The organism is Aliiruegeria sabulilitoris, from assembly GCF_001558155.1.
Taxonomy (GTDB): Bacteria; Pseudomonadota; Alphaproteobacteria; order Rhodobacterales; family Rhodobacteraceae; genus Tropicimonas; species Tropicimonas sabulilitoris.
Window position 1 is genome coordinate 1 of record NZ_LOAS01000021.1, and the last position, 21,260, is coordinate 21,260.

The 21,260-nt window shown below is 62.3% G+C and carries 22 protein-coding genes; 14 read left to right on the forward strand and 8 right to left on the reverse strand.

Annotation, left to right across the window (positions count from 1 at the left end; translation table 11 throughout):
- Nucleotides 1–313: 313 nt before the first annotated feature.
- The 11 genes from AX756_RS16490 to AX756_RS16545 all read left to right on the forward strand — a co-directional run bounded on the left by AX756_RS16490 (nucleotide 314) and on the right by AX756_RS16545 (nucleotide 10,699).
- A complete protein-coding gene (locus tag AX756_RS16490) occupies nucleotides 314–496 on the forward strand; it encodes a hypothetical protein (protein WP_068314000.1) in 183 nt (60 codons plus the stop codon).
- A gap of 169 nt (nucleotides 497–665) precedes the next feature.
- A complete protein-coding gene (gene cpaB, locus AX756_RS16495; protein WP_068314003.1) occupies nucleotides 666–1,544 on the forward strand; it encodes a Flp pilus assembly protein CpaB in 879 nt (292 codons plus the stop codon).
- Between the two features lie 201 nt (nucleotides 1,545–1,745).
- The gene (locus AX756_RS16500; RefSeq protein ID WP_068314006.1) at nucleotides 1,746–3,179 is read left to right on the forward strand and encodes a type II and III secretion system protein family protein; all 1,434 of its coding nucleotides are present in this window, start codon (nucleotides 1,746–1,748) and stop codon (nucleotides 3,177–3,179) included.
- 5 nt (nucleotides 3,180–3,184) lie between these two features.
- Nucleotides 3,185–3,505 (forward strand): hypothetical protein, encoded by a 321-nt coding sequence (locus AX756_RS16505; protein ID WP_156461533.1) that lies wholly within the window; start codon nucleotides 3,185–3,187, stop codon nucleotides 3,503–3,505.
- A 311-nt stretch (nucleotides 3,506–3,816) separates the two neighbouring features.
- A complete protein-coding gene (locus AX756_RS16510) occupies nucleotides 3,817–5,064 on the forward strand; it encodes a CpaE/TadZ family protein (RefSeq protein WP_068314012.1) in 1,248 nt (415 codons plus the stop codon).
- A 34-nt stretch (nucleotides 5,065–5,098) separates the two neighbouring features.
- Nucleotides 5,099–6,547: an ATPase, T2SS/T4P/T4SS family gene (locus AX756_RS16515; RefSeq protein ID WP_068314015.1), complete on the forward strand. Its 1,449-nt coding sequence runs from the start codon at nucleotides 5,099–5,101 to the stop codon at nucleotides 6,545–6,547.
- Between the two features lie 6 nt (nucleotides 6,548–6,553).
- Nucleotides 6,554–7,522, forward strand: a complete 969-nt coding sequence (locus AX756_RS16520) for a type II secretion system F family protein (protein ID WP_068314018.1) — start codon at nucleotides 6,554–6,556, stop codon at nucleotides 7,520–7,522.
- Nucleotides 7,523–7,529: 7 nt separating this feature from the next.
- The gene (locus AX756_RS16525; RefSeq protein ID WP_068314021.1) at nucleotides 7,530–8,522 is read left to right on the forward strand and encodes a type II secretion system F family protein; all 993 of its coding nucleotides are present in this window, start codon (nucleotides 7,530–7,532) and stop codon (nucleotides 8,520–8,522) included.
- A gap of 169 nt (nucleotides 8,523–8,691) precedes the next feature.
- Complete coding sequence (gene plsY / locus AX756_RS16535) at nucleotides 8,692–9,300, forward strand: glycerol-3-phosphate 1-O-acyltransferase PlsY (RefSeq protein WP_068314029.1); 609 nt, start codon at nucleotides 8,692–8,694, stop codon at nucleotides 9,298–9,300.
- A 50-nt stretch (nucleotides 9,301–9,350) separates the two neighbouring features.
- Nucleotides 9,351–9,725, forward strand: a complete 375-nt coding sequence (locus tag AX756_RS16540; protein WP_068314032.1) for a DUF805 domain-containing protein — start codon at nucleotides 9,351–9,353, stop codon at nucleotides 9,723–9,725.
- A 122-nt stretch (nucleotides 9,726–9,847) separates the two neighbouring features.
- Nucleotides 9,848–10,699, forward strand: coding sequence for a DUF805 domain-containing protein (locus AX756_RS16545; RefSeq protein ID WP_156461534.1), 852 nt, complete (start codon nucleotides 9,848–9,850; stop codon nucleotides 10,697–10,699).
- Between the two features lie 24 nt (nucleotides 10,700–10,723).
- Here AX756_RS16545 and AX756_RS16550 read toward each other — a convergent pair whose 3' ends face one another.
- The 4 genes from AX756_RS16550 to AX756_RS16565 form a co-directional block, all read right to left on the reverse strand.
- Entirely contained in the window at nucleotides 10,724–12,094 is a 1,371-nt protein-coding gene (locus AX756_RS16550) for a glutamate--cysteine ligase (protein ID WP_068314038.1), read from the reverse strand.
- A gap of 100 nt (nucleotides 12,095–12,194) precedes the next feature.
- Complete coding sequence (locus AX756_RS16555; RefSeq protein WP_068314041.1) at nucleotides 12,195–12,722, reverse strand: hypothetical protein; 528 nt, start codon at nucleotides 12,720–12,722, stop codon at nucleotides 12,195–12,197.
- Nucleotides 12,723–12,738: 16 nt separating this feature from the next.
- Entirely contained in the window at nucleotides 12,739–13,599 is an 861-nt protein-coding gene (locus tag AX756_RS16560; protein ID WP_068314045.1) for a GNAT family N-acetyltransferase, read from the reverse strand.
- Nucleotides 13,599–14,312 (reverse strand): 16S rRNA (uracil(1498)-N(3))-methyltransferase, encoded by a 714-nt coding sequence (locus AX756_RS16565; RefSeq protein ID WP_082739154.1) that lies wholly within the window; start codon nucleotides 14,310–14,312, stop codon nucleotides 13,599–13,601. The genes AX756_RS16560 and AX756_RS16565 overlap by 1 nt, the downstream gene beginning before the upstream one ends.
- A 31-nt stretch (nucleotides 14,313–14,343) precedes the next feature.
- On the opposite strand from AX756_RS16565, the gene ubiA reads away from it, so the two are divergent.
- The 3 genes from ubiA to AX756_RS16580 all read left to right on the forward strand — a co-directional run bounded on the left by ubiA (nucleotide 14,344) and on the right by AX756_RS16580 (nucleotide 17,821).
- Nucleotides 14,344–15,339 (forward strand): 4-hydroxybenzoate octaprenyltransferase, encoded by a 996-nt coding sequence (gene ubiA, locus AX756_RS16570; RefSeq protein WP_068314051.1) that lies wholly within the window; start codon nucleotides 14,344–14,346, stop codon nucleotides 15,337–15,339.
- Nucleotides 15,340–15,431: 92 nt separating this feature from the next.
- Complete coding sequence (locus tag AX756_RS16575) at nucleotides 15,432–17,495, forward strand: OmpA family protein (protein WP_082739155.1); 2,064 nt, start codon at nucleotides 15,432–15,434, stop codon at nucleotides 17,493–17,495.
- Entirely contained in the window at nucleotides 17,492–17,821 is a 330-nt protein-coding gene (locus AX756_RS16580; RefSeq protein WP_068314055.1) for a hypothetical protein, read from the forward strand. The genes AX756_RS16575 and AX756_RS16580 overlap by 4 nt, the downstream gene beginning before the upstream one ends.
- Nucleotides 17,822–17,857: 36 nt before the next feature.
- On the opposite strand, the gene AX756_RS16585 is transcribed toward AX756_RS16580, so the two are convergent.
- The 4 genes from AX756_RS16585 to uvrC are packed head-to-tail and all read right to left on the reverse strand — an operon-like array spanning nucleotide 17,858 to nucleotide 21,147.
- Nucleotides 17,858–18,298, reverse strand: a complete 441-nt coding sequence (locus AX756_RS16585; protein WP_068314058.1) for a molybdenum cofactor biosynthesis protein MoaE — start codon at nucleotides 18,296–18,298, stop codon at nucleotides 17,858–17,860.
- Complete coding sequence (gene moaD, locus AX756_RS16590) at nucleotides 18,299–18,547, reverse strand: molybdopterin converting factor subunit 1 (protein ID WP_068314061.1); 249 nt, start codon at nucleotides 18,545–18,547, stop codon at nucleotides 18,299–18,301.
- Nucleotides 18,548–18,550: 3 nt separating this feature from the next.
- Nucleotides 18,551–19,210, reverse strand: coding sequence for a CDP-diacylglycerol--glycerol-3-phosphate 3-phosphatidyltransferase (gene pgsA / locus AX756_RS16595; RefSeq protein WP_068314064.1), 660 nt, complete (start codon nucleotides 19,208–19,210; stop codon nucleotides 18,551–18,553).
- Between the two features lie 38 nt (nucleotides 19,211–19,248).
- Nucleotides 19,249–21,147: an excinuclease ABC subunit UvrC gene (gene uvrC / locus AX756_RS16600; protein WP_068314067.1), complete on the reverse strand. Its 1,899-nt coding sequence runs from the start codon at nucleotides 21,145–21,147 to the stop codon at nucleotides 19,249–19,251.
- Nucleotides 21,148–21,260 lie beyond the last annotated feature (113 nt).

The following is a 21,260-nucleotide window of genomic DNA, read 5'->3' on the forward strand; positions in this document are numbered from 1 at the left end:
GATCGCCACGCTCGCCGCCGTTTCCTCGGGCGTCGAAGATCTGTCCGGCGATATTTCCGACCAGCTCAAGACTGACCAGATCAAGACCACCTTCTGATCTGCAGATTTGCGAATATTCGAACAAAGAGCCGCGCCGGCTTCTGGCGCGGCTTTTCTCGTTGTGTTTCCCGTCTTGGAAATAGTCCGTTTCCGAGCTTGTTGTGGCAAGCGGCGACAACAACCGTTTACTAAGACCTTGGAGCCATAGTCGGTTCAAAAAGTAGTAATGCCCCGCGATTTGCCCCGACATAGGGCATGGGACAGGAGTATAGATATGTTGCGTTTTCTCAGAGCCTTTCTTGCCAATGAACGTGGCGCCATCTCCGTAGATTGGATCGTTCTCGCAGCTGGCATGGTCACCTTTGCCCTGGGCGCAACGTCTCTGGTCGTGGCGGGCACGAGCGCCTCTTCGGAGCACCTTGCGACCACCATCGCCGAACGTCCTGTCGGGGATTGATACCGCGCGGCCGGCCTGGCCGCCCCGGAGCGATGAATTCGCCACTAAGTGCCATCGCGCCAACATTCCGGCGTCATGCTTATGCCCAATTCTCCTTTCAGTATCGAAACAGAAGCTGACATTGCGCGCTTTGTGCAGAGGCGCGAAATAATGAATGAAAGGAAGAGTCATGCGATTGGTATTTGCCCTGGTCCTGATGGCGGGTATCGGCCTGGCCGGGTTTGCCGTCTACATGGCCCAGAACTACATGTCTGATATGAGCGCCGAGCGCGACAAGCTGCTTGCCGCCCAAGCCGCGTCGCCGCCCATGGTCGATGTCGTGGTGGTCAAGACGGACAAGGAATACGGACAGGTTCTGAAGAAAGAAGACGTCAAGTGGATGCGTTGGCAAAAAGACAGCCTGCCCAAGGGTGTTTTCGTGCGCGAAACCGACGGGCTTCCCGACTTTGCGCTGGATAGCACTACGTTGTTTCCGGAAGGCAAACGCGAGCGCTTCGTGATCACCTCCATGCAGAAATTCGAACCCTTGCTGGCCCATAAAGTGACCAATCCGGGCGAAGACGCCGGACTGACCTCGCGCCTTGGGAAGGGCATGCGTGCCTTCGCAATTCGTGTCGATGTTTCCTCCGGCGTTTCGGGCTTCCTGCGTCCCGGCGACCGGGTCGATGTCTACTGGACCGGCTCCGCCGCCGAGCTTGAAGGCACCGGAGAGGTGACCAAGCTGATCGAGTCGAGCGTCAAGCTGATCGCCGTCGACCAGATCGCCGACACCGCACGCACCACTCCGGTCATCGCCCGCACGGTTACCGTGGAAGCCTCGCCGCAAGAGGTCGCCCAACTCACTCAGGCCCAATCGACCGGCAAACTGTCCCTGTCGCTTGTGGGTGCCGAGGACGACACCATTGCCGAGGTGAGCCAGGTCGACCAACGCACCTTGCTTGGGATCATCGAAAAGGCTCCGGTCGTGGTCGAGCAAGAACGCGTTTGCACCACCAAGATCCGCCGCGGCTCCGAAGTGATCGTCCAGGAGATCCCCTGCACCAACTGATCGCACGGCCGCGAAGCCGTTAGAATTCAAGACCCTATGACAAATCGAACCCGCAACAGGAATACACTGTTGCGGGTTCACTACATAAAGTCCGGGAGCCAACGTCTTGATTCTTGCAAAAAATCGCAATCACGGGCAGTCTGTGGAAAGATGCGGGCGAGAAGACCCGTCGAACATTCGTGATCGAGAGGCAGGATCACCATGACAGTCAAGACGCTTGTGCGGGCCGGTCTTCTCGGTTTCGCGATTGCAGGCACATCCACGATTCCCTACGCGGCGGCAGAAACGCTGCGCGTTACCGGCGGAACTATCCAGCGCGCCTTGAAAGTCCCCATGAACCGGGCGGTCGTCGTCGAAAGCGACGCCCCCTTCGCAGAGCTTTCAATCGCGAATCCCGGAATCGCCGACATATCCACCCTCTCCGAGCGATCGATCTACGTGCTCGGGAAGGCCCCCGGTCGCACGACGCTGACGTTGCTCGCGCCCGACGGGACATTGATCACCAATGTCGAGGTTCAGGTGACCGCCGATGTGGGCGAGCTCAAGGAACGCCTGCGCGAGGTTTTGCCGGGCGAGGCCATTGAGGTGCGCCCCGCCAATGACGGCATCGTCCTTTCCGGGACGGTCAGCAGCGCCGCCGCCCTCGACCGCGCCATCGACCTGGCCAACCGCTACGCCCCGGAACGCGTTTCCAACCTGATGATGGTCGGCGGCACGCAGCAGGTCATGATGAAAGTGCGCTTCGCGGAAATGAGCCGCACGGTCAGCAAATCGCTCGGATTTTCCGCCGCGGTCAACGGCATTGCCGGGGGAGGCGACATTGGCTTCCTTGGCGGCAACGGGACCTACCTGAGCAATAACAACCTGTCGAACCTGTTTGACGGCGACAGCGACACCGGGATCTCCCTCGGCGACGGCACCGAGGGTGCCTTCCAGATCGGTTTCGGCGCTGGCGACGTCGAATTCGCCGTTCTCATCGAAGCGCTCGAATCCAAGGGCTTTGTGCGGACGCTGGCCGAACCGAACCTGACGTCGCTCTCGGGACAGGCCGCGAGCTTCCTGGCGGGCGGCGAGTACCCGGTTCCGATCAGCGATGGCGACGGCAACATCTCGATCGAATACAAACCCTTCGGTATCGTGCTGAACATGACTCCGCGGGTCATCGGCGACAATATCAACCTCAACCTTGCCGCCGAGGTCAGCGCGATCGACGAATCGGTCAGCTATACGGATTCGGGTCTGACGGTTGCGGGCTTCTCGACCCGCAAGACGGAAAGCACGGTGGAGTTGCGCGACGGCGAGAGCTTCGCCATTGCCGGCCTGCTGCAAGACGACTTCCAGGATCTGAGCACCCAGGTGCCCTGGCTCGGGGATATCCCGGTTCTGGGCGCCCTGTTCCGGTCCGCCGATTACGAGCGCGGCCAGTCCGAGCTTGTGATCATCGTCTCTGCCCATCTGGTCACGCCCACCCGCGGAGATGCACTCGCATTGCCGACCGACCGTGTCCGCCCACCGACTGAGAACCAGCTCTTCATGCGCGGCATCACCGCCGTCACCAACCGTCCGGTCAGCGGTGGCGCCGGCGAAGTGGCCCGACAGGATTTCACCGGTTCCTACGGCTACGTGATGGAGTGAAGCAGATGAAAACCACCATGCTTACGATCGCCGCGCTTGTCGGAAGCCTCTTGCTGGGCGGCTGCGCCTACTGGAACGAGGAAGCCGGCGCCTTTCTCGACCAGGGAGATTTCGGCAACGCAACGCTGAACAATCAGCTTGCACATACCTGCCGCAAGCTAACGCCGGCGAACATCACCAAATACGGCAACCCGATTTCTTCTGGCTGCCCGGGCCGGCTTCAGGATGGGAAATACGCCTTGTTTGCCTATTCGGAGACAATCGCGAGCGCGACCGAGCTCTCCCCCGAGCATATTTCGGGGACGGATTACAGCGATCAACAATAGGGCCATCGAAAGCCCTTTCGCGAGATCTGCCAGAGCGGCGCTTCCGGAAACGGGAGCGCCGTTCATCATTTGGGAGGGCAGTTCGACTATTCCTGTCTCGGAAACAGAAATCGCTCTGTGGCAAGACCGGCAACAAAAACCGCATGAGTTCGCGATTTTAGCCCCAATTTCGCCCGGATTGAGCGTCAAACAGAACGAAGGAGCAGTGCGGGCAAAATGTGCGCACGAGCGGCAAGTGATCCGGTTGTCGGGGAATTCCCGGGAACGAACACCGAAAACCGACCTTGCGATCTAAGAAGGACGACAGGCAAATGAAAAGCAACGCTGCTTTGCAACCAGAACCGGCTCCGGTCGCTGCATGCACCGTAAGCCGCGATGTTCAGAATTTCGATCTTCTGATCGAGGATATGGAAGCGGAACTCGGCGAGAGCTGGGGCGATCTTGGTTTCTCCGACGCCGTTGCCTTTCTTGACCAACCAGATGCCAACGCCTTGGAATTCATTGCAATTGCGATGGATGAGAAGGACGAGAGCGACATTTCCCTGATCGCGGACCTGATCAATCTTGCCCGAGTCAGGAAGGTCAAGGTCCTGCTGATCGCGCAGGATGTCGGCCCGGTTGTCCTGCACCAATTGCTCAATCTCGGCGCAGACGGTTTCCTGCCCTATCCGCTCCCGGAGGGCGCTCTGCACGAGGCCGTCGAACGTTTGCGCGCGCCCGAACCGCTGCCGCCTGTGTCCATTGCGGCGGGCGACATTTCCACGAAGACCGCCTCCGGCAACCATGACGGGACGATTCTCGCCGTGCACGGGCTGGCTGGTGGCGTTGGTGCCACAACTTTTGCCGTGAACCTTGCCTGGGAAATCGCGACGAAGAACAAGAAGGCGAGCCCCCGGGTTTGCCTGCTGGATCTCGACTTCCAGATGGGGTCGACCTCGACCTATCTCGACCTTCCGCGCAAGGATATCGTCTACGAGCTGCTGTCCGACACCAGCTCCATGGACAACGACAGTTTCCAGACGGCGTTGCAGCTTTACGGTGACAAGGTTCACGTTCTGACCGCACCGGCCGACATGCTGCCGCTCGATCTCGTCGGGCCGGAAGACATCACGACGCTGATCGAAAACGCCCGCCACAATTTCGATGTTGTCGTGATCGACATGCCCAAGACGCTTGTTGCCTGGAGCGAGACGGTCCTGAACGCCGCACATGTCTATTTCGCCCTGATGGAACTCGACATGCGCTCGGCCCAGAATGCGCTGCGCTTCGTGCGCCTGCTCAAGAGCGAAGACCTGCCCTATGAGCGGCTGCGTTTCGCGCTGAACCGCTCACCGCGCTTTACGGACCTGCAGGGAAAGGCCCGCGTGAAACGCATGGCCGAGAGCCTCGACATCGATATCGAACTGCTGCTTCCGGATGGACAGCGGCAGGTGACGCAAGCCTGCGACCACGGCCTGCCCCTGGCGCAGAGTGCCCCCAAGAACCCGTTGCGCAAGGAGATCGCCAAGCTGGCGGCGTCACTGCACGAGATGATTACAGCCGAAGCCACGACTGGCTGAACCACGCATATTTCAAACCAGGAAATCCAGGACCATGTTCTCACGCTACAAGAAACAAGCCGGCAACCAGGCCCAGCCGCAATCCGCGCCGCGCGCGGAGCGCTCCGCGCCTGCTCCTGCCGCGGAGCGTGTGACCCGCAAGACGAACACGCCTGTCAAACAGGCCGTCACGCCGGCCCGCGCCGCACCTGTCGACAAGGAGAAGAAGCGCAAGGAACGGCTGGCCGAGATCAAGGTCGAGATGCACAAGGTCTTGCTGGACAACCTGAACCTATCGGCGCTCGACACGGCATCCGAATCCGATCTCAGGGCGGAAATCGCGGCCATCACCGCAGAGAGCCTTGAAGAAATGTCGGTCGTCCTCAACAAGGACGAACGACAGACGCTTCAACAGGATCTCTATGACGAGGTGACCGGACTCGGTCCGCTGGAGCCGCTGCTGAAAGACGACACCGTCAACGATATTCTGGTCAACGGACCGCAGCAGATTTTCATTGAGCGCTCCGGCAAGCTGGAAGTCAGCGACATTACCTTCAAGGACGAAAAGCACCTGCTGCGGATCATCGACAAGATCGTCTCCGCCGTGGGCCGCCGCGTCGATGAATCCAACCCCTATGTGGACGCCCGTCTTGCCGATGGTTCGCGTTTCAACGCAATGGTGCCGCCGATCGCGGTGGATGGCTCGCTGGTCTCGATTCGGAAGTTCAAGAAGGACAAGCTCGGCGTTGACGACCTGGTCAAATTCGGTGCCTTCACCGAAGAGATGGCAGCCTACCTTCAGGCGGCCGTTGCCTGCCGGCTGAACGTGATCGTGTCGGGCGGTACCGGCTCCGGCAAGACGACGACGCTCAACGCTCTGTCGAGCTTCATCGACAACGCGGAACGCATCCTCACCATCGAGGACACGGCGGAACTCCAGCTTCAGCAGTCCCATGTGGGCCGAATGGAAAGTCGCCCCGCCAACGTCGAAGGCAAGGGCCGCGTTTCGCAGCGAGATTGCCTGAAGAACGCTCTGCGGATGCGTCCAGACCGGATCATCGTGGGCGAGACACGCGGCGAGGAAGTCATCGATATGCTGCAGGCCATGAATACTGGCCATGACGGCTCGATGACCACGATCCACGCCAACTCCGCCCGCGACGCGGTGAGCCGGCTTGAAAACATGATCGCCATGGCCGGGATCGAGATGCCGCTCAAGGCGGTGCGCTCGCAGATTGCCTCGGCTGTGAACCTCATCGTGCAGGCCTCCCGCCTGCAGGACGGCTCGCGCCGCATGGTCTCGATCACCGAGATCACCGGCATGGAGGGGGAAGTGATCTCGATGCAGGAAGTGTTCCGCTACGAACGGCTCGGCGTCGAGCCTGATGGCAAGATCATCGGCCGTTTCAACGCTACCGGCGTGCGGTCCTATTATTCCGACCGGTTCAAGCAGTGGGGTTACGACCTGCCGGCCGCGATTTACGAACCCATCGTGACGGAGTAACGCCAAATGACCATTTCAGCCGAACCGATCATTTACGGCCTCATTTTCGTCGCCGTCCTGGTGCTGGTCGAAGGGATCTACCTGACCGCCTTCGGCAAGTCGATCAGCCTCAACTCCAAGGTCAACCGCCGGCTCGAGCTGCTCGAGAAAGGCGGCGCGCGGGAAGAAGTGCTGGAACAGCTCCGCAAGGAGATGACCCAGCACATGAATGCCAAGGGCATCCCGCTCTACTCGATCCTGGCGGACAAGGCGCAGAAAGCGAATATCGCCTTCACACCGCGCCAGTTGGTCATGGTGATGGCGGTGCTTGCCGGTGTTGCCTTTGTCGGCCTGACGCTCGGAACCGATGCCAGCTTGCCGGTGCGGATCGTCGTGGCGATCGTCATGGGCGTTGGTGGCGTCTACATGTGGGTCAACAACAAGGCCAAGAAACGCCTGGCGCTGATCGAGGAACAACTGCCCGATGCCGTGGAACTTATGGTGCGTTCGCTCCGCGTCGGCCACCCCTTCTCCTCGGCGGTCAATATCGTCGCCCGCGAGGTGCCGGACCCGCTTGGCAGCGAATTCGGCGTGATCGCGGATGAGAGCGCCTATGGGCGGGACGTTTCCGAAAGCCTCAAAGCGCTCGCCGAACGGATGGACATGCAGGACCTTCGTTTCCTCGCCGTTGCGGTCACGATCCAGCAGCAATCCGGCGGCAACCTGGCCGAGATCCTCGACGGTCTGGCCAAGGTCATCCGTGCCCGTTTCAAGCTGTTTCGCAGGGTCAAGGCGATCACGGCCGAGGCCAAGTGGTCGGGGATGTTCCTGTCCTTTTTCCCGATACTCGCGCTTGTCGGCATCAATGTCGCCGACCCGCATTACTATGACGATGTCATGGAAACGCCGGCCTTTATCCCGGCTTGCCTGATCGTAGGTGCGTTCCTGCTCGTCAACATGATCTTCATGAAGATCATGGTTAACATCAAGGTGTGAGGCTGCCATGGAATTTCTGGCTCAGGCAAATGAATGGCTGATCACCCGTTTTGGTGATTTGGGTCCGCTTTACGCGGTGGGCGCGCTCGGCGTGGTTCTGGTTGCGCTTACGCTCCCGATCTTTCTCAGCAAGAAGCAGGATCCGCTCGACAAGCTGAAATCCAGCAATCGGGGCGGAGGCCTGCATGGCGGCAACCAAAATGAGAAGAAGGCCCTGCGCCACGGCGGCGGCAGTGGCAAGCTCGACAAATACGCCGACTTCCTCGAACCGCAGGACGCGGAAGAGATGTCGAGCGCGCGGTTGCAGATGTTGCAGGCGGGCTATCGGTCGAAATCAGCGGTTCGCGTCTATCACGCCTCGCAGTTCATCCTTGGCCTCGGTTTCCTGGTGCTCGGCATCCTCTATGCCATCGTCACGTCGGCCACGGGCGAGGTCTCGACCCAGCAACTGATCCTGTCGATCATTATTCCGGGCTCGGTGGGATACTACATTCCCAAATACTGGGTGAACCGGCGCCTTCAGACCCGGCAGCAGGAGATCACCAACGGTTTCCCGGATTCTCTCGACATGATGCTGGTCTGCGTCGAGGCCGGTCAGTCGCTAGAACAATCCATCATCCGGGTCAGCAAGGAGTTGCGCGCGGGCTTCCCGGCGCTGGCGGACGAATTCGAAATCGTCGCGCACGAGATGAAGGCTGGCAAGGAAAAGGTTCAGGTTCTCAAAGACATGGCGGAGCGTTGCGGTGTTCCCGACATTGCCTCTTTCGTGACGGTTCTGGTCCAGTCCGCGAGTTTTGGTACCTCCATCGCCGAAGCGCTGCGGGTCTATGCCTCCGAAATGCGGGACAAACGCGTCATGCGGGCCGAGGAAAAGGCGAACGTGCTGCCGACCAAGCTCACGCTCGGCACGATGATGTTCACCGTTCCCCCGCTGCTGATCATCCTGATCGGCCCCTCGATCTACGAAATTGCGCAGACGCTGAGCTCAGGCGCTCTCTGAACCGGCCAAGCCCTGCTCCATGCTGGAAGGCACTTGCATCCTGCGGGTGCCTTTCGCGCTTTGCACCTCCAGCGTCCTCAAGAACAGGCGCCCGCCGGCCTGCGGCTTCCGCGTGGACATTCCGCGCGCCTGAGGGAATAGTCGCGTCCAGTCGCGAATAGGAATTTCCATGCCCCTGATCGAAACCACACCAGCCCTTCTGATCCTGACAGCTCTGCTGGCCTACCTTCTGGGGTCGATTCCGTTTGGTATTGTCATGGCGCGGATATTCGGACTGGGCGATCTGCGCGCGATCGGTTCGGGCAATATCGGCGCGACCAACGTGCTGCGCACCGGCAACAAGATGGCAGCCTTCCTTACGCTGATTTTCGACGCGGCCAAGGGCGGCGTGGCCGTTCTGATTGCCCGTGCGGTCGTCGGCGAGGATGCGGCCCAGATCGCAGGTTTTGCCGCTTTTCTCGGCCATCTCTACCCGGTCTGGCTGAATTTCAAAGGCGGCAAGGGCGTTGCGACCTTTTTGGGCGTGCTGCTGGCGCTGGACTGGCAGGTCGGGCTTGCCTGCTGTGCAACCTGGCTGGTGATCGCGTTCCTTTTCAGGCTGTCCTCCCTGGCGGCTCTCGTCGCCGCCGGGCTTTCAACCGTCTGGATGCTCGTGCTGGGGCGCCCGGAAATGGTCCTGCTTGCCTTGCTGTTGTCGGCCCTCGTCTTTATTCGCCACTCCGCCAATATCGGGCGGTTGCTGCGCGGCGAGGAGCCACGCATAGGTGCTGACAAGTAAAAGTGCTGAGACTAGCCTTTGGTTGATTCCTTTTTTATGGAGATCTCCAAATGACCTTTCAGGAAGCTGTTAAGACCTGCCTCAACAAATACGCCGATTTCAAGGGGCGCGCCCGGCGACCGGAATATTGGTGGTTCGTGCTCTTCATCTGGATCGGCAACGTCGTTTTCGGACTGCTGGACCGACTCCTGCTTGGCGCCGGGAATGGACTTCTGGGCGTAATCTGGGGCCTCGCCTTGCTGGTGCCGGCAATCGCGGTTGGCGTGCGGCGCCTGCATGACCTAGACAAATCCGGCTGGTGGCTGCTTCTGGGCCTCATCCCGATCATCGGAACACTGGTTCTGATCTGGTGGTTCGTGCAGCCCGGGACCAAGGGCAAGAACCAGTTCGGCGCAGAGCCCAGGGTGAAACCGCGCGGCCTTTGATCCGGCTCCCTTTTGTTCCGGGAACGCCAATCGACCTTGCGACAGAATTTCCTCCCAACCGGCCAAGAATTGCCGCAAACCTCTGGCAGTTTTCCCTTGGGTTAACCAAGGGAGTGGCAGCCTTGCGCCGGTTTTTCGCAGCTTTCGACAGCTTCGTCTTCAAATCCTTCGACATTCTCGGCCGCTCATCGCGATCCGAATACTGGTGCGTCATGCCGGTGCTCTGGGCGGTGATGCTCGGATTGAGTTGGTGGGATCTCCGCGGTATCTGGAACACGCTCGACGGTGGCGAGATGCCCAGCGTGAACCCGCTCGCCTACGGATCCGTCCTGTTCATCCTTCTGACAGCGATCCCGCGGATCACCCTTGCCATGCGCCGCTTGCAGGATAGCGGGCGCAAGGGCAAATGGGCCGGCCTGCCCTATTCAGCGGGTTTCCTGGCGCTGATGGGCATTTTGGGCTTGGCCACGAGTGGCGCATTTGTTCCCGAGACGGATTTCAGCGATTTCGAGATTCCGGCGGCCCTGCTAGTCAACCCGACCTCGACCGAAGCGCTCGTTCTGACCGTGTTCGAATTCGTCAAGAACATCGACAGCATTCACTTTGTGGGCGCCGTCGCCCCCACGGGTGAGGTGACTTCGGCAATTGGCGGAAGCGCCACAGCAGATGCCTCCATGTTGCTGCCGGCACTGTTCGTCATGGGGATGATGTTCGTCTATCCGCCCATCGCGCTGCTGATCTATCTCCTCTTCATGACCTTCGCTTCGGATAATGACGAGAATGCCTATGGCTTGCCGACCAACTTCACCCATGGGCCGAAATCGAATGCAAAGGGAGAGCATAATGCGTTTGCGTCCTACGCGATCCTCACGCGTACGGACCAAAAACCCTCGGCCGCGGAAGTTGCCGCCCGCAAGCAGGAGGTTCACAGCCTCTACGAACAGCGGGTGCTCCGGCGGCGTCAGCAGAACTGACGCCGCAAACCGCCCCTACGGGCGTCAGTAGCTGTATTCGGCAAAGACCCGCGACAGGTCTCCGTTCCAATCTCCGTGGTAATGCTCCAGCAATTCGTCTGCGGGCACCTTGCCGCTGTCGATGCTTTCCTGCAACGCGTTGAGGAAATGCGTCTCATCCGGGATCATGCCGCCGGCGCCGGGCACCGCCCGCGCTTTCAGGCCGGATTGCGCGATTTCAACGGCGTCACGCGCCAGATCCCGCAACGAAACGCCGCCGGCCTCGCCTTGCAATCCATCGATCGAAGCCGCGACCCGCAGCCCTTCCCGCGTTTCCGCGTCGAAACCCTTGACCAGGTCCCAGGCCGCGTCGAGCGCCGCTCCGTCATAGAGCAGCCCGGTCCAGAAGGCCGGCAGAGCGCAAAGTCTGCGCCATGGGCCACCATCGGCGCCGCGCATTTCCATGTATTTCTTGATCCGCGCCTCGGGGAAGACCGTCGTCAGGTGGTCCGCCCAGTCGCTGAGCGTCGGCGTCTCGCCCGGCAGTGCCGGCAACTCGCCCTTTAGGAAAGCGCGGAAGGACTGGCCGAGCGCATTTATGTATTTACCGTCTCGATAGACGAAATACATTGGCACATCGAGCGCGTAATCCACCCAGGCCTGAAATCCGAAACCGTCTTCGAAGACGAAGGGCAGCATGCCGGTGCGGGCGTCGTCGAGATTGCGCCAGATGCGCGAGCGCCAGGATTTGTGGCCGTTCGTCTTGCCTTCGAGGAAGGGCGAATTGGCAAACAGCGCCGTGGCGACCGGCTGCAGGGCCAGGCCCACGCGCAACTTCTTGGTCATGTCGGCCTCGTCGGCGAAGTCGAGGTTCACCTGCACGGTGCAGGTGCGATACATCATCTGCTTGCCCAGATCGCCGACGCTGTCCATGTAGTCGGTCATCAGCCGATAGCGCCCCTTGGGCATCTGCGGCATCTCTTCATGGGTCCATGTCGGCGCCGTGCCGAGCCCGATGAAACCGGCACCGATCTCGTCGGCCACGGTCTTCACCTCGCGCAGGTGTTCGTTCACCTCGTCGCAGGTCTGGTGGATGCAGGTCAGCGGCGCACCGGACAGCTCCAGCTGCCCGCCCGGCTCCAGGCTGATATTGGCGCCGTTCAGCTCCAGCCCGATGATATTGTCCTGTTCATAGATCGGCGACCAGCCGTAGCGGTCGCGCAGCCCTTCGAGCATCGCCTTGATCGAGCGCGGCCCGTCATAGGGCAGCGGCTTCAGCGTGTCGCGGCAATACCCGAACTTCTCGTGCTCGGTGCCAATGCGCCAGTCTTCCTTCGGCTTGCAGCCGCTTTCAAGGTACTCGACCAGTTGTTCGTAACGCTCGATCGGCCCACCGCCGGACTGAGGAATGGACATTGTAAAGACTCTCCGGGTTGGCCGCTTGATCCGGGTTAGGTGCGCCGTGCGGTTGCACAAGTCAAGGGGGCCGCGCGTGCGCAGGCGCACAGGCTGGACACTATCGCGGGAGGAGGATTTCGGGCGGCAGGTCGCGGTGCCAGATCCGCCGGGCGGTGACGGCCTCTCCTTCGAGCGCCGACATCAGGCTGCGCATTTCCATCCCCGGAAGCGCCGCGAGATGGTCGTAAAGCGCATCCGCACCGGCCGAGGCCAGCGGCACGAGCAGCGCCTGCCCATCCGCCTGCCGCAGGCGCCAGCAGCGGCGGGAGCCGGCCACGTCGATCACCTCGACCTCGACCAGTTCGGACAGATCAACCGTCCCTCCCATGATCGGGCCGAGATACGCGATGCGCCCCTCGTCGATGGACACCACGCCCGGCGCTTCGATTTCGAGGCGAAACCGCATCCGGCGCCAGGCAAAAACCGCCATCAGCAGCGAAACGGCAATGACGATGCCGCCGAGCGTCAGCATCACCAGCCCGCCCAGCCCCGCCAGCCAAAGGCCGAACAGCGCCACGGCAAAGGCGGCGAGAACCTCGCTCCAACGCGACAGGTGGCGGGCAACTTCGGGGCGAACGATACTCATCTTCCGGCAAACCGTCTCAGGCGGCCGCCTTCACGGCCTGCGTGTCGGCGAAGAACAGCAGGGTGAAATGCCCGATCTGCTCGAAGCCGATCGCCTCGTAGGCGCGGCTGGCGGCCGGCCCGGAGGCAAAGAGGATCGCCCGCTTGACCCCGTCCCGCCGGGCGCGGTCGAGATGCAGGGCGACGGCGCGCCGCGCGTGCCCCTGCCCGCGCACCTCGTCGGGCGTGTAGACATTGCCGATCTGAACGGTGTCGGGGAGGATCGCATTGAAGGAGGTCATGGCCAGCGGCTGCCCCTCCTCCGATTCCAGCAGCATCAGCGAGTGCTTCGACAGCATCGCATCCACGTCGTCGCCGGCCATTTCCTGCGCTTCTTCCGGCTTGAAATGGAAGATCTCGACCAGATAGGAGGCGCGCCAATGGGCCAGAAGAGGCTTGTCCGCCTCCGTCGCCTCGCGCAGCGCGACATGAGTGTGCGGCAGAACCAGCCTGGTCAGGTCCAGCGAATAGAGCGGTTCGTCGTCGTCGAGCTGCGCCTTCGCCTCGGACAGGCCGAGCGCGGCCTGCACCTGTCGCACCTGATCGGTGGCGCCGAAGACGCCGTTGATCTCATACGGCTTGAGGGTCTCCGAAAGCTGCGCCTCGGGCATGTCCTCCGGGATCTGGACCAGCACGAACCCGGCGGTGGTGATACCGAAGACGCCGGTCACCGCGCCTGCCTTCTCGCGGATCCACATGGACGTGGCGTTGCGCTCCTCGCCGCCGCAGGGCCCGTGCGCGGCCAGGTTGGCGCGCAGGAACATCGACGTGTCGGAATGCACGACAAGAAACGCCTCGATCGCGTCGGCATCGGCCGCCAGGGCCGCACGGAAATCCATTACCAATCCCCCAAACTGCTCTGCCAGAGGGTCAGAGCGGCAACGGCCGCAGTATCGGCCCGCAGGATGCGCGGGCCAAGGCTCACGGCCACCGCCTGTTCCATATCATGCAAGCGGCGGCGTTCGGTATCGGAAAATCCCCCCTCGGGGCCGATCAGGATTGCCCAGGGGCCGGGCTGACCGGCCAGCGCCTCGCGCGCGCCCACCAGAGCCTCGTCGCAGAACATCAGCCGCCGCTCGGCCGGCCAGTCGGCCAGTACCCGGTCCAGCCGCGCCAGCTCGGCCACTTCCGGCACGAAGGTGCCGCCGCATTGCTCGGCCGCCTCCACCGCATGCGCCTGAAGCCTGTCGCGCCGAATGCGCTCGGCATTGGTGAACTCTGTCTGCACCGGGCAGATTCGCGCAGCCCCCATTTCAGCCGCCTTTTCGACGATGAAATCGGTTCGCGCCTTCTTGATAGGTGCGAAAAACAGCCACAGATCGGGCGGCATCTGCAGGGGCCGCGTCTGCTCGACGCAGGCCAGAACCCCGCCCCGCTTGCCCGTTTCCACGATTTCGGCCCGGAATTCGCCGTTTTTTCCGTCGAAAACAAGGATATCTTCGCCCGCGGTGAGCCGCATTACGCCGAAAAGGTAATGTGCCTGCTCCCGCGTCAGCGAAACGCTTTGCCCCTCATGGAGGCTTTGTTCTAGATACAGGCGGACCTTTGCCATTGACCTCATTCCCACGTTCCGGGCGGACCTTATGACCGACGACCTACAGACTCCAGACACCAACGCAACCAAATACGGGGCTGCCGTCCCCGGCGCCGTGGCCGATGCCGTGGATGGAAACTGGGTGGACCGCTTCTCGCCCGCCGCGATGCGCCCCTATCTGCGCCTGTCGCGGGCAGACCGTCCCGTCGGATTCTGGACATTGATCATCCCCTCCTTCTGGGGCCTTTTCGCCGCCGCCGCCGCGACCGGCTGGCGCGCGTTCGACATCTGGATCATGATCGCCGTGATCCTTGGCTCCTTCCTGATGCGCGGTGCCGGCTGCACCTGGAACGACATCACCGACCGCGAGATCGACGCGCTTGTGGAGCGGACCAAGTCGCGCCCGCTGCCCTCGGGGCAGGTCACGACGAAACAGGCCATGATCTGGATGGGGGTGCAGGTTCTGCTCGCCTTCCTGATCCTGCTGACCTTCAACTCCTCGGCCATTGTTCTGGGCGTGCTGTCGATCTTCCTCGTCGCGCTCTACCCATTCGGCAAGCGTTTCACCTGGTGGCCGCAATTCATCCTCGGGCTGAATCTCAACTGGGGCGCGCTGCTGGCTTGGGCCGCGCATACGGGCGATCTCTCGCTCGCGCCGATCTTTCTCTATTTCGGTGGCATCGCCTGGACGATCTTCTACGACACGATCTATGCCCACCAGGATATCGAGGACGACACGCTGATCGGCGTGAAATCGACCGCGCGGCTCTTTGGCGACCAGACGCAGGCCTGGCTGCGTCTCTTCGTGATGGTCACCGTGCTGATGATGACCGTCGGCGTCATTCTCGCCCTCGGGCCGATCGGCAGCCCGCTGGCGCTCGCCTTCGGCCTGTTCGGGGCATGGGGCATGGGGCTGCACATGGCCTGGCTCGCCGCCACGGTCGAGCTGGAAGACCCGCACTCCTGCCTGTCCAGCTTCCGGGCGCTAACGCAAACCGGCATGATCCTGGTGGCCGGTCTCGTGCTCGCCTTGCTGGTGCTCTAGGCGAAACCGTTTCGCCCTGCGGTCGGCGGGAGATTGATCCCGCCGCCCTGCCCCTCTAAGACAGCGCTACCGGGAACAAGAAGAATACGCAGATGCGCCTAGGACCAAAGATCATTTCCGCGGCAGCCGTCATCCTTGCCGCCTTGTTTTGCTGGCTGGCCGCCGTCATGGCGGCCGACATCATCCAGGAACGCTCCGGAAAGGCGGTCTCCATCGCCCTGATCGAACAGGGTCATGACTGGGCGGATGTCTACACGGACGGATTGCAGGTCCATATCGGCGGTATCGCGCCGAGCGAGGCCAAGCGTTTCAATGCGCTCCACGTGGCCGGCACGATGGTGGACGCGACCCGGATTGTCGACGGCACGACGGTCCAGCCATCCGCGCCGCTGGCCCCGCCCCGCTACTCCATGGAGATCCTGCGAAATGACGAGGGCGTGACCCTCATCGGGCTGATCCCAGACACGCAGGACCGTGTCGCCATGAAGAACGAGATCAGGGCCCTGGCGCAGGGGGCGGAAGTGACCGACCTGCTGCAGGAAGCGCATTACCCCGCGCCCGCCGGCTGGGAAACGGCCGTCCATCACGGGCTGAACGTGCTCGCCCGGCTGCCGCGCTCCAAGATCTCGATCTCGGCCGGACGTATCGAGATCACGGCCATCGCCGATTCCGAAGAACAGAAGTTCGAAATGGAGGAAGCAATCGACGAGGCGCTGCGTCGGCGCAGCAACCTCGGGCTGGAGGTCGACTACCGGATTTCCGCGCCGCGCCCTGTGATCACGCCCTTCACCCTGCGTTTCCTGATCGACGAGAACGGCCCCCATTTCGATGCCTGCTCGGCCGATACGACCCATACCCGCGAACGGATCCTCGCCGCCGCCATCGAGGCCGGCGTTGAAGGCGAGGCCGATTGCACGCTCGGGCTGGGCGTTCCGTCCACGGATTGGGCCGACGCCGTGATCCAGGGCATCCGGGCCGTGGCCGAACTCAAAGGCGGTTCCGTGACCTTCGCTGATGCCGACGTGACGCTGGTGGCACTGGAAACCACACCCCAACCCCAGTTCGACCGCGTCGTGGGCGAGCTCGAATCCAATCTGCCGGACGTCTTCTCGCTCCACTCCGTGCTGCCCGAACCCGCCGAGGTCGATGGCGCGGGGGAAGAAGCCGGCCCGCCCGAATTCGTCGCCACCCGTAGCCCCGAAGGGTATGTCCAACTGCGCGGCCGGCTTAACAATGACATGGTCCGCACCACAGTCGAGAGCTTTGCCAAGGCGCGGTTCGGGGTGAACAAGGTCTATACCGCCGCCCGAATCGACGAGGAGTTGCCGGACCAATGGCCGGTACGGGTTTTGGCGGGACTTCAGGCGCTTTCGGAGCTGGACAGCGGCTCGGCGCTGATCCAGGAGGATGTCATTTCCCTGCGCGGCAAGACCGGGAACAAGGCGGCGCGCTCCGAGATCGCCCGCATTCTCGGCGAGAAGCTGGGGAACAACCAGCGATACAAGATCGACGTTCTCTACGAGGAAGCGCTCGACCCAATCGCGGCCATGCCGACACCAGAAGAATGCGTTGCCAATGTCAACGACCTGCTGGCGAACACCAAGATTACCTTCGAGCCGGGATCGGCCGATATCTCGGGCAGCGCCGTGGGCGTGATCAACGACATCGCCGACATCCTCAAGGAATGCCGCGATGTGGAGATGGAGATCGAGATCGCCGGCCATACCGACAGCCAGGGGCGCGAGGAAATGAACCTGGAATTGTCGCAAGGGCGCGCGCAGTCGGTGCTCGATGCGCTGGTCGCCCGCCGGGTCCTCACTTCGGGGATCGAGGCGAAGGGCTATGGCGAGAGCCTGCCGATTGCGGATAACGACACCGAAGACGGCCGCGAGGCCAACCGCCGGATCGAGTTCCTGTTGCTGAGCGATGCGGGACTGGACGAAGCCGGGGACGAGAACGCCGCCGAAGAGACCGACGCGCCTGACACGGGGGCCGAGACCGGGCCGACTGACGGCACGGAGGACGAGGCGACCACCGAAGAGACCACCGACAGCGCCGCTTCAGACGGCGTGGCGTTGGACGCAACCACTGGCGCCGCCGATGCGCCTGAAAACGATTCAGAGACTGCCGAGACCGGCACGGAGGACAACCAGTGAACCGTTCCGAATTCATCATCGCGACCGCTGCGGTCCTGTTCGTGGCCTTTCTGCTCGGATGGTTCGCGTCCTGGATCATCCATCGTGTGACGCGGGTTACGCAGTCCGAGATGGGCGAGCTGGACAAGATGGCCCAGTCGCTGCACGAGGCCGAGGAGACGCGCGACCAGGCGATCACTTATCTTCAGCAGCGCGAGGCGGAGCTGACCAACCAGCTCACCCAGACCGAGGCCGAGTTGCAGGCCGCCATGGACGGTCTGCGCGATGCCCGCGAAGAGACCGAAGAGCTGCGCAACTATATCGAAAAGACGCAGGCAGAAGCCTGAGGCCCCTGCCCCTTTGCGGCGGGCAAGGGCAACGCTTCACCAGCGGGTGAGCGCGTCCTCGTCATCCTGCTTTGCCGCCACCCATTCCGTGCCGTCCGGCCCGCGTTCCTGTTTCCAGAAGGGTGCGCGCGACTTGAGGTAGTCCATCAGAAACTCGGCGGCCTCGAAGGCATGTTTGCGGTGGCGCGCCGCGGTAGCGACCATCATGATCTGCTCGCCCGGCTTCATCGTTCCAAAGCGGTGAATGACCAACGCATCCGCGAGCGCCCAACGCTCCACGGCCTGCCCGGCAATGCTCTCCAGCGCTTTCTCGGTCATGCCCGGGTAGTGCTCGATACGCATCTCGGTCAACTGTCCGCTATCGTCCCGCACGATACCGGAGAAACTCACCACGGCCCCTGCGCCTTCGGCGCGCGCCGTGAACCGGTCAAGCTCCGCACCGGCCGCAAAGGGCGCTTCCTGTACCCGGACCTCCATTCAACCGCCTGTCATTGGCGGGAAGAAAGCGATCTCGCGCACGCCTTCCAGAGGTGCATCAAAATCGGTTAGTTCCTGATCGACCGCGACGCGGAGGGCGGTTAGATCGGAGAAGGCCAGCGCGTAGCGCTCCTCGCGGGCCGACAGTTCCGCGACAAGTTCAGAAACGGTTCCGGCGGAGGTTTCGACCTTCTCCCGAGGGAGTCCGATGCGCTCCCGTACCCATGCGAAATAGAGGATTTCGATCATCGCTCAGTCCTTGAGATAGGGCCGTGCCTTGTTGAAGTAGTCGAGCCCGGTAACGAAGGTCAGCGCCGCGGCCACCCAGAGCAGCAGCACGCCCAGCATCCCGGTGAAGTCCATCGCATACATGCTGGCACGCAAGCCGATCTCGTCCGCCAGGCTGCCATCCATCACGCCCTGAAACGTCGAGGCATCCATGCCGAAGCTCAGCGCGCCCGCGTGATGTTCGAAGATGCCGCTGATGAAGAGCACGGAGATCGCCACCATCTGCACCATTGTCTTCCACTTGGCGAGTTTCGTGACCTTGAGTGTGCCCGCCGTATCGCCGAGAAACTCCCGCAGACCGGAAACGAATGTCTCCCGGAACAGGATCACTGCCGCCGGTAAAAGGATCCACGGATTCAATCCCATCAGACCGACGAGCGCAGCCAGCGCGATGATCACCATGGCCTTGTCCGCGATCGGATCCAGCATGGCGCCAAGCTTTGTCTGCTGTCCCCATTTGCGCGCCAAGTAGCCGTCGAACCAATCGGTCACGGAGGCCCCGACAAACAGGACAAGCGCGATCCAATCCGCGAAAGGACGGGGAAGGACGAGAAAGACCAAAAGCACCGCCGGAGCGGAAATAAGACGGATGATCGTCAGGATATTCGGAACGGTCCAGCGCATGGCCACTACCTATCGCGGATTTCCGGCGGGCGAAAGCGTCAGCCGCGCTCGTTGAAGAAATCATATATCTTCTCGGCCAGCCCGGCCGAGATGCCGTCCACCGCCTTCAGATCGGCGAGATTGGCTCGGCTCACTGCCTTGGCAGAGCCGAAATGCGCCAAAAGCGCCCGTTTGCGCGTTGCACCCACACCGGGGATGTCGTCGAGCGGCGTGGCGCCGATGGCCTTGGCGCGTTTCTGGCGATGGGCGCCGATGGCGAAACGGTGCGCCTCGTCGCGCAGGCGTTGGACGAAATAGAGCACAGGGTCGTTGTGACGCAGCGCGAAGGCGTTCTCGCCGGGGCGGTGGAATTCCTCCTTGCCCGCATCGCGGTCCACGCCCTTGGCCACGCCAATGAAGGGGACGTCCTCGACCCCAAGCTCCGCCATGATCTCGGCCACCGCACCCACCTGTCCCGCACCGCCGTCGATCAACAGCAGGTCCGGCCAGGCTTCGCTCTCGCGGTCCGGGTCTTCCTTCAGCAGGCGCTTGAAGCGGCGGGTGAGCACCTCCTTCATCATGCCGAAATCGTCGCCGGGGGTCAGCTCCTCGCCCTTGATGTTGAACTTGCGGTACTGGCTCTTGAGGAAGCCCTCCGCACCAGCGACGATCATCGCTCCAACGGCATTGGTGCCCTGGATGTGCGAGTTGTCATAGACCTCGATCCGCACAGGCGGCGCTTGCAGGCCGAAGGCTTCGGCCAGCCCGGAGAGCAACCGCGCCTGCGTCGCGCTCTCGGACATCTTGCGCGCCAAGGCTTCGCGGGCGTTGCGCACGGCACCCGCCACCAGTTCGGCCTTCTCGCCGCGCTGCGGCACCAGGATCTCCACCTTGCGCTCCAGCTTCTGGCTGAGGATCTCCTGCATCAGTTCGCGATCGTCGATGTCGTGGCTCAGGATCACCTGCCGCGGCGGCGGCTTGCCGTCATAGAACTGCGCAAGGAAGGAACGCAGGATCTCGGCCGGCGACTCTGTGCCGCCCGTACGCGGGTAGTAGTCGTGATTGCCCCAGTTCTGGTTCGCCCGGATGAAGAAGACCTGCACGCAGGCCTGCCCACCCTCCATATGCAGCCCGACGATATCCGCCTCGGCCACGCCGCGCGGGTTGATGCCCTGCGCCGATTGCACCTGCGTCAACGCGCGGATGCGGTCGCGCAGCGCGGCGGCGCGCTCGAACTCATGCTGCTCGGAGGCTACCATCATCTCGGCAGCCAACTCCTCCTGCACATTGGTCGACTTGCCTTGCAGGAAGCGCTCGGCATCGCCCACGAGCGCGCCATAGTCCGCCTCGGAAATGTAGCCCACGCAAGGCGCGCTGCAGCGCTTGATCTGGTAGAGCAGGCAGGGCCGACTGCGGCTCTCGAAGGTCGAATCCGAACAGTTGCGCAGCAGGAAGACTTTCTGGAGTTGGTTCAGCGTCCGGTTCACCGCACCCGCGCTGGCAAAGGGGCCGTAATAGGAGCCCTTCTCCTTCTTGGCGCCCCGGTGCTTCTTGATCTGCGGGAAGTCATGGGCCTTGGAGACGAGGATATTCGGAAAGCTCTTGTCGTCCCTGAGCAGCACGTTGTAGCGCGGCTTGAGCTGCTTGATCAGGTTCTGCTCCAGCAGCAGCGCCTCGGCCTCGGTCCGCGTGGTCAGGAACATCATCGAGGCGGTCTCGCGGATCATCCGGGCGATGCGCGCCGAGTGGCCCGTGGGCCGGCCATAGCTCGACACCCGCGCCTTGAGGTTGCGCGCCTTGCCAACATAGAGCACCCGAGCCTGGCTATCGAGCATACGGTAGACACCGGGCGAGCCGTCGAGCATTTTCAGGTAGCCCTGAATGCAGTCATGCCCGGTCGGCCCGTCGCCCTGCTCCGCCTCGGATTGTCCGCCTTGGAGAGCGTCACCCTTTGCCATGAAACCTCGTCATCGATTCTCCGGATCGCTGCAACTTAGCGGGGACTGGGGCAACAGCAAACATGTCCACTATTTCTGTGGATAACCTTCTGGATAACCCCTGCGCGAGGTAT